The 12,481-nt window shown below is 59.8% G+C and carries 10 protein-coding genes and 1 tRNA gene; 3 read left to right on the top strand and 8 right to left on the bottom strand.

Annotated features, from left to right (window positions below; genetic code table 11):
• Positions 1-98: 98 nt before the first annotated feature.
• Positions 99-174, bottom strand: a tRNA-Thr gene (locus tag RS75_RS20275).
• Between the two features lie 208 nt (positions 175-382).
• Here RS75_RS20275 and RS75_RS20270 point away from each other — a divergent pair.
• Positions 383-2,122, top strand: coding sequence for a GGDEF domain-containing protein (locus tag RS75_RS20270; protein WP_045023821.1), 1,740 nt, complete (start codon positions 383-385; stop codon positions 2,120-2,122).
• An 18-nt stretch (positions 2,123-2,140) separates the two neighbouring features.
• On the opposite strand, the gene RS75_RS20265 is transcribed toward RS75_RS20270, so the two are convergent.
• The 5 genes from RS75_RS20265 to RS75_RS20245 form a co-directional block, all read right to left on the bottom strand.
• Entirely contained in the window at positions 2,141-3,250 is a 1,110-nt protein-coding gene (locus RS75_RS20265; protein ID WP_045023819.1) for an endonuclease/exonuclease/phosphatase family protein, read from the bottom strand.
• A gap of 286 nt (positions 3,251-3,536) precedes the next feature.
• Positions 3,537-4,565: an ABC transporter ATP-binding protein gene (locus tag RS75_RS20260; protein WP_045023817.1), complete on the bottom strand. Its 1,029-nt coding sequence runs from the start codon at positions 4,563-4,565 to the stop codon at positions 3,537-3,539.
• A complete protein-coding gene (locus RS75_RS20255; RefSeq protein WP_045023815.1) occupies positions 4,553-6,247 on the bottom strand; it encodes an ABC transporter permease in 1,695 nt (564 codons plus the stop codon). The genes RS75_RS20260 and RS75_RS20255 overlap by 13 nt, the downstream gene beginning before the upstream one ends.
• Before the next feature lie 9 nt (positions 6,248-6,256).
• Positions 6,257-7,240: an ABC transporter substrate-binding protein gene (locus RS75_RS20250; protein WP_045023814.1), complete on the bottom strand. Its 984-nt coding sequence runs from the start codon at positions 7,238-7,240 to the stop codon at positions 6,257-6,259.
• Positions 7,241-7,555: 315 nt separating this feature from the next.
• Positions 7,556-8,800: an aminotransferase-like domain-containing protein gene (locus tag RS75_RS20245; RefSeq protein WP_045023813.1), complete on the bottom strand. Its 1,245-nt coding sequence runs from the start codon at positions 8,798-8,800 to the stop codon at positions 7,556-7,558.
• Between the two features lie 274 nt (positions 8,801-9,074).
• Between RS75_RS20245 and RS75_RS20240 the strand changes: the two genes are divergently transcribed.
• Complete coding sequence (locus RS75_RS20240) at positions 9,075-9,527, top strand: RbsD/FucU family protein (protein ID WP_045023907.1); 453 nt, start codon at positions 9,075-9,077, stop codon at positions 9,525-9,527.
• 107 nt (positions 9,528-9,634) lie between these two features.
• On the top strand, positions 9,635-10,666 hold the full coding sequence (locus RS75_RS20235; RefSeq protein WP_045023811.1) for an endonuclease/exonuclease/phosphatase family protein: 1,032 nt from the start codon (positions 9,635-9,637) through the stop codon (positions 10,664-10,666).
• Positions 10,667-10,748: 82 nt separating this feature from the next.
• Here RS75_RS20235 and ilvC read toward each other — a convergent pair whose 3' ends face one another.
• Together ilvC and RS75_RS20225 are read right to left on the bottom strand one after the other, a co-directional pair.
• Positions 10,749-11,768, bottom strand: coding sequence for a ketol-acid reductoisomerase (gene ilvC / locus RS75_RS20230; RefSeq protein WP_045023808.1), 1,020 nt, complete (start codon positions 11,766-11,768; stop codon positions 10,749-10,751).
• A 44-nt stretch (positions 11,769-11,812) separates the two neighbouring features.
• Positions 11,813-12,466 carry a TetR/AcrR family transcriptional regulator gene (locus RS75_RS20225; RefSeq protein ID WP_045023806.1) on the bottom strand — a complete coding sequence of 218 codons (654 nt, stop codon included), beginning with the start codon at positions 12,464-12,466 and terminating at the stop codon, positions 11,813-11,815.
• Between the last annotated feature and the right edge of the window lie 15 nt (positions 12,467-12,481).

Here is a 12,481-nt window from a genome sequence, read left to right as displayed (position 1 = left end):
CAACTGCCAGAAAAATCGCGGTGGCCCCAGGGTGGCCCTAAAAACAAAAACGCTGCGTCTCTCTTTCGAGAATAACGCAGCGTTTTCAGTGAATTAGATGGTGCCCCCGACAAGGTTCGAACTCGTGACCCCCTGATTACAAATCAGGTGCTCTACCAACTGAGCTACAAGGGCAAGCCAGTGCCTTGCCAACTATCAGATTCTCACTTCGTGTAAAGTAAAAATTGACTGTACACCGCTGCGATATCTCTTTTCCACACCTGCCCACGCGGTTCGGATCGCAAGATTGCAGCGAAAGGCCGGCAAAATAAGCGAAGTATTTACGCGACATAGCTAAAATGGCGACAGTTCATAACCATTCCACTCGGGAATAACGCATCAAATGCGCGCAAGCATACAGAAAATACAGCTGACCGGTACGATTGTCATAGCGATGAGTTCCATCTTGCTGGCGACCCTTGCCGCATTGCCGAGCGTCTCCAATTATTTGCGCTACCGGACCAACGCGCAGCAACTCAGCCGCTTCGAAACCGTTCTCCAGTCCGCATGGCTGGTATCGGCCGAGCGTGGCCCTGCCAATAATTTGATGGGAGCGTCTTCCGCCGATGCAAAGCTGCTCGAGGGGCTGGCCACGGCGCGTAAGGCGACGGACGACAAGCTGTCGGAACTCGAAACCGCCTTCGCTGCGGAAATCGCGGATCAGCCTCAATTGGCAAAATCGCTTGTCGATACCCGCCGGAAGCTCGCGCAATCGCGGGAGGCCGTGGACCAGGTTGCAGCCACTCCAGCATCCGCACGCAACTACACAGCGATGTCCAACGCGATTTTATCAATGTTCAAGGCGGCGGACAGCGTCAATCTGCTTCGTGGCAAAACCGCACGCGCAATCATAAAGGTGACGCCCGATGTGGCGATCGACATCGCCATGACCGGCACCGCCGGAGTGATGCGAGACAGGATCGGCCGGCTCGGCTCCTATGTGGTCATGAGCCTGCGGGCAAATAATCAGGACAAGCTGAGCTTCCGCGCAAAATTCGACACGGAGATGCAGAGCCTCGCGCTGCTGAAATCGTCGCTGACGAACGACACTGCGGCTTATTTGTCGACGCCACGCATAGACGCGGCGTTTCGCGATCTTGAAATCTTCTATTTCGGCCAGGCGCTTCCTTACGCGCAGAATACGATTGCGATGGTGATGCCTTCCGCCCGCCCGGGTGTCCGCGAATTTTCCGAGAACTATATTTACGGCATGCGGTCAGCCGGAACGCTGCGCGACCTTATTCTTGCCGAAACAGGAGCCAGGATCGAAAGGAACAAGGAACGGGCACTGATTTACGGTGGCACGTCTCTCTTCCTCGCCGTCATCGCGGTTCTGGTATTGCTGCGGCTCGCATCGGTCTACAGAACGGCGCTGTTTCGACCCATGCAGTCCGTCCGCATGCAGATCGCTGCAATAGCCGCAGGCGATCTTTCCGCAACCCGGTATCGGGACAAGGTTGCCCCCGAAGTGGAGAAGATGTTCCAGGAGTTGGATTTCCTGCGCGAACAGCTTCGCCAGAAAGGGGAAATGGAGAACCAGCAGCGCGTACTCGCCGAACAATTGCGCCTTCTCTCCGAAACCGATGCCCTCACCGGCGTCTTCAACCGCCGCGCGCTGGAAAAAGCCGTTCGCACCATATTGAGCGGAGAGGAACAATATCAGGCGCTCGGCGTGATGATTGTCGATATCGACCACTTCAAATCGATCAACGACCGTTATGGTCATGCCATGGGCGACCTTGCGCTTCAAAAAACGGCGAGCCTTTTAAGAAACGCATTGCGCAGACACGATATTCTGGCGCGGTACGGCGGCGAGGAGTTCGTCGTCGTGCTGCAGGATGTCAGCCATGCCACGGCGACTGCCACCGCAGACCGCCTTCGTCGCCTGATAGAAGCCAACGTCATCGATGAACAAAGCGGGCTGTCGCTGACGGCAAGCTTCGGCGTGGTCTGGCAGGAGGCGCGCGCGATCAACAGCTGGGACGAGCTGATCGCAATCGCCGACGACCGGCTTTACGAGGCCAAGCGTGCGGGCCGGAACAGGGTCTGGGCAACCTATTTTCCAAAGGTCGCCAACGGATAGGCGGCCTGGAGCGACAGGTCAGATCAGATCCAGCGTCATCACGACCGGGCAATGATCCGAAGCCTTGGGGCGGTCCCAGCCGGTGCGCGGATAACGCTCCACCTCCTGCCCCGGCGGAAAGACCGTTCGATAGGGCTGACCGGCACGGATGATTTCGGGAACCCTTGTCGCGTTGATCTGCGCAAGATGCGGGGAAAGCCAGATATAATCGAGCTGGCACAAATGCTGTTCCTGCGGTCCGCGGGAATGATAGAGCGTCCAGCGATCCATGACGTCGCGGCGCGACATCGGATTGGTCACAAAATTGTCGGCCGTGAAGATATCGAGCGCGCTTCGCTCCTCCTCCATCGGCGTGAAAGCGTAGCCATTGCGCCGGTCCCCGGAAATCGCGATGCGCTCCTGATAATCGTTCATGTCGCCGCAGATGGCGAAATTCTTGTTGCGGGTATTGCCGGCACCCCAGCGGTTTTCGATGATGCGCCGAACGGCCATGGTTTCCGCCTCGCGGACCGGCATGGTCGCGAGCCGGGCATCGACCGCATCGCGGGAATTTGTCATGGATTTGAAATGCGTGACGTAGAGCGTCAACGGCTTGCCGCCGATCCTCAGATCGATTTCCAGGCAATCCCGTTTGAAAATCTTGTCGTCGATCTGGTTGGTCGCCGCAAGCGCGGGATTGAAGAGATCGAGATTGCGATAGGTCAGCGCCGCATGGCTCTTGATGTCGACGACCTCTATTCTGTCACCGTCTCGGGTCTGCTCGCGCATGACGACGGCGACATCGATGCCGCGGCTGTCATTGCCCTCGACGAGATATTTTTGCAGGTAGCCGTTACCGACCATACGATAGAGATAACCATATTCGAAAGCCTGCAGGGCGGCCATGTTGTCGACTTCCTGCAGGCAGAGAATATCCGCATCCGCATCCGCGATGGCCAGCGCGGAAAGCTGTCGCGTATCGTCGGTGGCAGAGACCATGCGCGCGCTTTCCAGCGCCTGATAGGTCGCCTCGTCACGAATGTCGAAAAGCTGGATCGCCCTGTCGCGCCGCGTCTGGTTGCGAAAACCGGTGAAATCAAAACGGGTGAGAAGATTTTCGATATTGAAGGTGGCGAGCCGAAGCGACATGTTTCATTCCTGTTCTGGAGGCCGAGACTATCGATTCCAAACCCGCTTCGCCAGTGGAGTGTTTGGGCAGAAGAAGAGCGAACAGTATGATGCCGCCACCTCACACACAGCAGAATCTTTTCTTCCGTCATGCCAGCCTTGAGCTGGTATCCAGTCGACGCGCGTCGGTGCGGCGGGAGGAGTTCTTTCAACCCAAAGACTTGGGCTGGCTGGATGCCGGATCAAGCCCGGCATGACGGAAGAGAAACCAGCACATTACAGAGAGGTAGAGTCTGCCGCACCATTCCTAAAGCCGCCAGGCCGCACGAATTGCGACCGGCAGCCGGTCTCCGACGGCAGCCGCTTCCCGGGAATAAGCCCGGAGCGCCTGCCCGTCCGGCAGGTCGAGGCGCAGGGCATAACGCTCACCCTCGTAGAGAACGGAAGTGACCGTGCAGACAATACCTTCCGCATCCCGCACCACATCCTGCGGCCGAACGAGAACATCCGCCTGCGGCAGGTGCTTCCCGCTTTCCATTGCCGCCCTTAGCGCCGTCCAATCGAGGTCACGCGAAGCGCCTTCCGGCAACGGCAGGGCAAGGATCGACCCCTGCCCCACCAGCGAGCCGACCAGCCTGCCCTCCGGCCGCGCATAAAGCTCGGACGGCGGAGCGACCTGCAACAGCTTGCCCTGCGACATGACGGCGACATCGGTCGCCAGCGCCATGGCTTCCGCCTGATCGTGGGTGACATAGATCATCGTCGCACCGGAGCGGATGTGGAACTCGCGAAACGTCTCCTCCATCTCCTGCCGCAAATGCCGGTCGAGATTGGCCAGCGGCTCGTCGAGCAGCACCACATCGGGCTCGGTGACAAGGCAGCGCGCCAGCGCCACGCGTTGCCGCTGGCCGCCGGACAATTCGGCGGGACGGCGGTCCGCAAAGCCTTCGAGACGGACGGCAGAAAGCGCGTGGTGAACCTTCTCGCGATATTTCTCACCCGAAATGCCGCGCACTTTGAGAGGATAACCGGCATTGTCGGCGACCGACATATGCGGCCACAGCGCATAGGACTGGAACACCATCGCCATGTTGCGCCGCTCCGGCGCCACCATGTTCCCAGCGTCCGCCAGCACCCGCTCGCCGAGCAGGATGGAACCGTCGGTCGGCTGTTCGAAACCGGCGATCATGCGCAGCACCGTCGTCTTGCCGCAGCCGGAAGGACCGAGCAAGGCGAGGAAACCGCCTTCGCGTACGGTCAGCGACACGTCGTCGACGGCGGGCTTCGAACCGGCTCCAAAGTTTTTCGTCAGACGATTGAGGATCAGTTTCGCCAAGGGACCACTCCTTTCGGCAGATAGCGCCCCAGAATTTCGAGCAGCAGCATGAGGAAAATTACCATGATGACAACAAGCACCGAAAGCGCCGAGGCGAGATCGAAGCTGCCGCTGTCATCGAGGTTGTAGATGAGCACGCCGAGCGTCTGCGTGCCGGCGGACCATAGGAGCGCCGATACCGTCAGTTCATTGCAGGCGATCAGGAAGACGAGAATGACGGAGGCGCCCGCCGCAGGCCCGACCAGCGGCAGGATGATATCCCTCAGCCGCCGCCAGAAACCGGCGCCGGACAGCCGCGCCGCCTCTTCCAGCGACGGGTCGAATTGCAGGAAGGCGCTGACCATGGGCTTGAGGCTGACGGCGAAGAAGGATGAGAAATAGGCGAGCAATATGATCCAGATCGTGCCGTAAAGCGTGACGCCGATGAGCGGGATGGGGGCTGCGAAAAGCAGCACGTAGGACACGGAAATCACCACGCCCGGCAGCGCATAGGGGATATCCACCAGCGCCGACAGCAGGAACATGAAACGGCTTTTGCCGCGCACCAGGAAGTAGGCCGTCAACACCGTCACCGCAAGGAGACATAATGATGTGACTGTTGCCAGGAACAGCGAGTTGCGAAAGGCCGTGCGGGTCACGCTCTGCCGGTAGAGCAACTCCTCATAGGCGTGCAACGTTGCGGTCTTCATGCTGAGCGGCACGCCATAGGCGGGAGCAAGCGAGCTTGCCACCAGCGCGGCAAGCGGCGCAACCAGCATGAAGAACAGCACGAGCCACAAAGCAAGCTCAGCCAATGGCCGCCAGCGCAACAATCCAAAGGTCGCCGCCTTGCCGGAAAGACCGATGATCCGATAATCCCTGCCCTTCATCGCCCGCTCCTGAAGCGCCAGCCCGGCGACGGAAATGATGGCGATCATGGTGGAGAGAATGGCGATATCGCCGAAGGTGCTCGCACCGAAACTGGCGAAACGGCTGTAGATCAGCGTCGGCAGCGTGAAAATCGACGCGGGAATGCCGAGGATCGCCGGAATGCCGAAATTGCCGACATTCGACACGAAGGAGATCGCCGCACCCGCGATCAGCCCCGGCGTGGAGAGCGGCAGGATGATGTCGAACAGCACGCGGCGGGGCGAAGCACCGGAAAGCTTGGCGGCCTCGATGCCATCCTGCGGTAGAGCAAGCAGACCGGCGCGCAGCGACAGATAGACGAGCGGCGCATGCTGCACGCCGAGCAAAAGCGCGATACCCGCAATGGAATAAAGCGGCTGCGGCGACCCCATCGGCGGTGCAAGGCCGATGGCCTTCAACAGCGTGCTCGACGGGCCGGTCATACCGATCCACGACAGCGCCGTCACCTGTGGCGGGATCATCATCGGCAGCATGAAAAGGAAGCTCAGGATCGACTTGCCGCGTATGTCGCAAAGCGTCAGCGCCAGCGCGAAGGCACCGCCGATGCCAAGCGAAATCAGCATGCCGAAAAACGAGGTGGACAGCGTGTTCAGCGCCGCATCCCAGAGTGCCGGATCGGCGAGAAGACGCCATATGTCACCATTGAGTGACGACATGATGCCGGTATAGGCGAGCCGACCGAGCGGCAGGGCGCTGAGCGCAAAAACGACGCTCACCACAAAAGGAAACAGCCAGCGCGGCTGGCTGTTTCCATAGGCACTTAAACGGGACATTCAGCTATATCAGCCCTTGGAGCCGAAGATGTCGGAGAAGATCTTCAGGTCCTGTTCGGAGTTCTTCAGCGCATCAGCGGCGCTGAGCGGCAGAACCTTGATCTTGTCGCGGGCCGGGAAGCCTTCCGGCATGCCGGCATCGGCGCGCGCGGGGATGTAACCGAGCTTGACGAAGCCCTGCTGGCCCTTTTCCGAAAGTACATAGTCGACGAACTTCTTGGCGGCTTCTTCGTGCTTGGTGCCCTTGATGATCGCCACCGGTTCGGTGACGGCTGACACGCCCTCTTCCGGGAAGACGAACTCGATCGGCGCGCCCTTGGCCTTTTCGCGGATCGGCATGTAGTCGACGACCACGCCATAGGCCTTTTCGCCCGAAGCGACAGACTTCAGAACCGCGCCGTTACCACCGCCGGCAATGGCTTCATTGGCCTTCAGCGCCTTGTAGTAGTCCCAGCCGAGACCGCTGGCGGCTGCCAGCGTCTGCGCGTGGATCAGTGCCGCACCAGACGTCAGCGGGCTGGGCATGGTCACGAGACCCTTGGCTTCGGCCTTGGCCAGATCCTTCCAGCTCGTCGGCTTCATCCCGGCGGCTGTGTTGTACATGATGCCTGTCGTGATGAGTTTGGTGGAATAATAATAGCCGTCCGCATCGTAGAGCGAGGCATCGATGTTCTTGGCTTCCGCAGACTTGTGGGCGAGAAGCTGGCCGGCCTGCTTCATGCGCTCCAGCGTCACGGTATCGGCAATCAGCAGCACGTCGGCGACCGGATTGCCGGCGCTGATCTCAGCCATCAGCTTGGCCATGATCTTCGGCGTTCCGTCACGCACCCATTCGACTTCGATACCGGGATTGGCGGCCTTGAAACCGTCAACGGTCGCCTGCGCGTCCTCGTTCGGCTGGCTGGTATAAAGCACCAGATCGGCAGCATTGGCGCCGGTGGCGATGAAGCCCAGCGATACGATGGCGGTGAAAGCGGAAAGCAGCGTTTTCATAGGTCCAGTCCCTGTTGTTTCTGGGACCGCTAAACCACGCCTGCATAACATGTATGTGACAGGCAGGATTTTAAGGGCGTAATAGCAGGAGAGTGATAAAGCTCTCCTGGCAGTTGCGGCTTACCCCCCTCTGCCCTGCCGGGCATCTCCCCCACAAGGAGGGAGATCGGCAAGCGGCTCTACCGTCGCTTCATTCTCAAACTTTAAGAGGGGCGAAACCTCGCCCCGAGTCGATCTCCCCCCTTGTGGGGGAGACGCCCGGCAGGGCAGAGGGGGGTAAGCCCCAACCTCCACCACCATCGAGAGCCGCCAACATCAAATCGCCGCGATCACCTCGCCCGAAGTCGCCTGCGCCGCCGTAATCAACCGGCCAAGCCGCATCATGCCTTCCTCGATCATTGCCTCGTTGGCGCAGGAGAAACTGATGCGCAGCGTATTCGTGCCGGAGCCGTCCGCAAAGAAGGCGCGACCGGGAACGAAGGCGACCTTTTCCGTGGCGATGGATTTCGCCAGCAGGGCTGCGCCGTCCATGCCTTCCGGCAAGGTGACCCAGATGAACATGCCACCCTCGGGTTTGGTCCAGTGCGTGCTCTTCGGCATGTATTTGTCAAGCGCGGCCAGCATCGCATCCCGGCGGGCGCTGTAAGCGGCCTTGACCTTGGCGACCTGTTTGTCGAAGCCGCGCGAGGCGACGCGTTCGATGGCGATCTGGTTGATGGTGGAGGAATGCAGGTCGGCGGCCTGCTTCATCAGCACCAGCTTGCGGATAACAGGCGCAGAGGCAACGATGTAACCGACGCGAAGGCCGGGCGCGAGCGTCTTGGAGAAGCTGCCGCAATAGATGGTGCGGGTGTTCTCGATGCCGCCCGAGCGAGCAATATCAAGCGCCATGATCGGCGGAACCGCCTCGCCATCGTAGCGCAGCGACTGATAGGCAGCGTCTTCGATGACGGCGATATCCAGCTCGTCGGCCAGCGCCAGAACCTTTTCGCGGCCAGCGAGATCAACGGTTTCCCCGGTCGGATTGGAGAAATCGGCCGAGAGGTAGGCGAACTTCACCGCGCCGCCGAGCTTGGCCGCAGTTTCGCGATAAGCCTCGGGCGTGCGGTTGCCGCCGGGGTTGAGCTGGTCGTAATTCGGCTCATAGGCGTTGAAGGCGGAAAGCGCGCCGAGATATGTCGGCCATGTCACCAGCGCCGTATCCTTGGGCGACAGGAACAACTTGCCGAGATAATCGAGGCCCTGCTGCGAGCCGGAAACGATGAAGACGTTGTCGGCGGTGCAGTCGATGCCGATATCGGCCATCTCGCCCGCCAGCCATTCGCGCAGCGGCTTGTAGCCTTCGCTCACCGAATATTGCAGCGCCGCGTTGACCTGCGCGCCGGAAAAAATTTCCGCGTAAGCCTGCTGGAATTCTTCAGCCGGGAACAGAGCCGGGTCCGGAATGCCGCCGGCAAAGGAGATGATATCGGGTTGCTCGAGCAGCTTCAGCAGCTCGCGGATTTCAGACGCTTTCATGCGCGAAGAGCGCGTGGCGAAAATTTGTTCCCAATCAAGCATGGGTACGTTTCCTCTTGTGTCGTTTTTATGCATGCATCTTTACAGAAATGTCGATATGTCAGCAATACTGACTTATCAGTTTTTCGAATTATTTCTGCCTCCCTGCACATTGCCCACAGCCGACCGGCATTTGGGGCCGCCTTTGGCGGACAAAGCCAAATACACCCTTGCGCAAAGCTTCACAATCTTCCGTTTGCGATTGACGCGGCAAGGTTTTCCGGCTGGATTGCGGGCGCGTCGCGAAGCGGCGAAAGCATCATGGGAGTTTGACAATATGCTGAAAAATATCGACCCGGCGCTGAATGCCGACGTTCTGCACGCGCTGCGCGCCATGGGTCACGGCGATACGCTGGTGATTTCCGACACCAATTTCCCCTCCGATTCGGTGGCGCGCCAAACGACGCTCGGCAAAGTGCTGCGCATGGACAACATCTCCGCCGCCCGCGCCTTCAAGGCAATCCTCTCGGTGCTGCCGCTCGACACGCCGTTGCAGCCCTCGGTCGGCCGCATGGAAGTGATGGGCGCGCCCGATCAGCTGGAGCCGGTGCAGGCCGAGGTGCAGAAGGAAATCGACGCGGCGGAAGGAAAATCGGCCCCTATGTACGGCATCGAACGCTTTGCCTTCTACGAAAAAGCCAAACAGGCCTATTGCGTCATCACAACAGGCGAAACCCGGTTCTATGGCTGCTTCCTGCTGACGAAGGGTGTCATTCCGCCGGCCGAATAAGGCCGGGAACGGGAAAATTCGCCAGCCGCCGGCCTTCATGACAATTTCAAGTTGTTGTGGCAAAAACTTCCACTAGGCTTGAAAAACCAACCGGAGATGTGCGGATCATGACCCAATATGTCCTGGCGTTCTGGAATGTCGAAAACCTGTTTGCGCCGGAGGGCTATCCGGCGCGCGAGCCGTGGATTGCCGAGCGGCTGAAGAACGATCTGAAAGGCTGGACAGAGGACCTGTTCAGGACCAAGGTCAGGCAGCTCGGTCTGATCATAAGTCAGATCGGCGGTGCGGGACCGGATCTGCTCGGTGTGTGCGAAGTCGAGAACCGTTTCGTGCTGGAGACGCTGGCGGAACATCTGAACGACCTCATGCCCGCCCGCGCCTATCGCGTCGTGCACGCCGATTCCAGCAAGGACCAGCGCGGCATCGACACCGCCTTCATCTACGACAGCAAAAAGCTGCTGATCAACGAAAACGAGATTTTCAGCCATTTCGTGATGCGCCGCACCGGCACACGCGACATTACCCAATGCACCTTCATCACCAGGGGCGGCCGCCAGCTTATCGCGCTCTCCAATCACTGGCCGTCGCGCTCGGGCGGCGCGGTGGAAAGCGCCGGTTTTCGCATGACCGCCGGTGAGACGCTGGGTTACTGGCACCAGCGGATCAGGGAAGAGAAAGGCAACGACATCGCCGTCATCGCTTTCGGCGATTTCAACGACGACCCTTCCGATGCATCGCTGCGCTACCACGCCAATTCCACCCGCGAGCGCGACGATGTCGAAAGCTCGCAATCGGCCATGTTCTACAATCTCACCTGGAATTATCTGCGCCAGCCGGTGATGGATTCCGTCGGCACGGCAAGAACGATCTACGGCACGCTCTATTTTAACGGCGATGCCAATATCTTCGATCAGATCCTCGTCTCCCGATCACTTCTGAGCGGCAGCAGCGGCTTCAAGGTGCACGAGGAAACCGCGAAAATCGAAGCGATTGCCGCCATGGTCAGCCATAGCAAGAACGAGGGACCGATCCGCTTCGGTCTTTCGAAAGGCGATGCGGTCAAAAACGTTAATCTCGGCGGATTTTCCGATCACTTCCCGGTTTCGGTGGTTATCGAGGAAGACGACGCGATCGTCTGACCGGGAGCCCTCTCAGCCGGACAATACAGAAAAGGCCGGAGCGTTCGCCCCGGCCTTCCAATCTTCCACCAAGCAATGAAGCTTAGTTGACAGCCTTGTCGACCAGCTTGTTCTTGCCGATCCAGGGCATCATGCCGCGCAGCTTGGCGCCGACTTCTTCGATCTGGTGGGAGTCGTTGTTGCGACGGATACCCTTGAAGCGGGCGCCACCGGCCTTCCATTCCTGCATCCACTCGGAGGTGAACTTGCCGGTCTGGATGTCGGCGAGAACGCGCTTCATTTCAGCCTTGGTTTCGGCAGTGATGATGCGCGGACCGGTGACGTATTCGCCCCACTCGGCCGTGTTGGAGATCGAGTAGTTCATGTTGGCGATGCCGCCTTCATAGATCAGGTCGACGATCAGCTTCACTTCGTGCAAGCATTCGAAATAGGCCATTTCCGGTGCGTAACCGGCTTCGACCAGGGTTTCGAAACCGGCGCGGATGAGTTCGACGAGACCGCCGCAGAGAACGACCTGTTCGCCGAAGAGGTCGGTTTCGCACTCTTCCCTGAAATTGGTTTCGATGATGCCCGAACGGCCGCCGCCAACGCCGCAGGCGTAGGAGAGAGCGAGTTCAAGCGCATTGCCGGAAGCGTTATGATGAACGGCAACGAGGCAGGGAACGCCGCCGCCCTTCTGGTATTCGCCGCGAACCGTGTGGCCGGGGCCCTTCGGTGCGATCATGACGACGTCGAGCGATGCCTTCGGCTCGATGAGGCCGAAGTGAACGTTGAGGCCGTGCGCGAAAGCGATGGCCGCGCCGTCGCGGATGTTGCCGGCGATATCGGCCTTGTAGATGTCGGCCTGCAATTCGTCCGGTGCCGCCATCATAATGAGGTCGCCCCACTTGGCGGCTTCGGCAACGGTCATGACCTTGAAGCCGTCGGCTTCAGCCTTCTTGACGGTCGGCGAACCGGCCTTCAGAGCGATGACGACGTTCTTTGCGCCGGAATCCTTGAGGTTCAGCGCATGGGCGCGGCCCTGGGAGCCGTAGCCGACGATGACGACATTCTTGGACTTGATGAGATTGAGATCGGCATCACGATCATAATAAACGCGCATTTTATGGTCCTTCCCTAATGCTTGTCTCTGTGTGAACCGGAACCTCAGGCGACCTTGCCGCCCAGTTCCGAATGTACCTTTTCCGTGCCGTAGAGTGTCAGAAAGGCGACGACCGCCTTCTTTGCCCGGGCGGAAAAATCCTTGTCCGGCACCTCGCCCAGCAGCATGCGCACATGCAGATCCGAAACGATGAGGCCGTAAAAACTGCGATACGCCTCTTCGGCGTCATCGAAGCGCAGATAACCGGAGCGGCGGCCCGCTTCGATCAATCCGCGCGCACGGCGGTCGATCTGGCGGCGGCCGCGTTCCAGAAGCAGATCGCCAAGCTTCGAGCCGTCACGGCTCGCCTGCCCTACGGCCAGACGGTTGAGCGCCAGCGACACGTCACCGGCCAGAACGTCGAGCAGATCATGCGCGAAAACTTCGAGATGATCGGCAAGCTGCGGCGCAGACACGCGGTCGCCCGCCTTCTCGAAGGTGCGAACCTTGCTCTGCTGGAAGGTGATCATCGCGGCCAGCAGGCCGTCCCGATCGCCGAACCATTTATAGAGGCTTTCCTTGGAACAGTTGGCGGCGCGTGCAAGCCCCGATGTCGTCAGCGCTTTCTCGCCACCTTCGACCAGAAGACGCAATGCCTGATCCAGAACGGCGTTCTGGCGCGGCGAAAATTCCTGCGCTGTGATCGGGTCGGAGGCCACTTATTTCCACTCCAG

This window comes from Rhizobium nepotum 39/7 (assembly GCF_000949865.1).
Taxonomy (GTDB): Bacteria; Pseudomonadota; Alphaproteobacteria; order Rhizobiales; family Rhizobiaceae; genus Agrobacterium; species Agrobacterium nepotum.
This window is presented reverse-complemented; position numbering and strand designations above follow the sequence as displayed.

Coding starts and splice junctions, on each gene's coding strand:
- RS75_RS20255 (WP_045023815.1), bottom strand. CDS start 6,247: ATGTCCCGTTTAAGTGCCTATGGAAACAGCCAGCCGCGCTGGCTGTTT.
- RS75_RS20270 (WP_045023821.1), top strand. CDS start 383: ATGCGCGCAAGCATACAGAAAATACAGCTGACCGGTACGATTGTCATA.
- RS75_RS20250 (WP_045023814.1), bottom strand. CDS start 7,240: ATGAAAACGCTGCTTTCCGCTTTCACCGCCATCGTATCGCTGGGCTTC.
- RS75_RS20240 (WP_045023907.1), top strand. CDS start 9,075: ATGCTGAAAAATATCGACCCGGCGCTGAATGCCGACGTTCTGCACGCG.
- RS75_RS20235 (WP_045023811.1), top strand. CDS start 9,635: ATGACCCAATATGTCCTGGCGTTCTGGAATGTCGAAAACCTGTTTGCG.
- RS75_RS20245 (WP_045023813.1), bottom strand. CDS start 8,800: ATGCTTGATTGGGAACAAATTTTCGCCACGCGCTCTTCGCGCATGAAA.
- ilvC (WP_045023808.1), bottom strand. CDS start 11,768: ATGCGCGTTTATTATGATCGTGATGCCGATCTCAATCTCATCAAGTCC.
- RS75_RS20265 (WP_045023819.1), bottom strand. CDS start 3,250: ATGTCGCTTCGGCTCGCCACCTTCAATATCGAAAATCTTCTCACCCGT.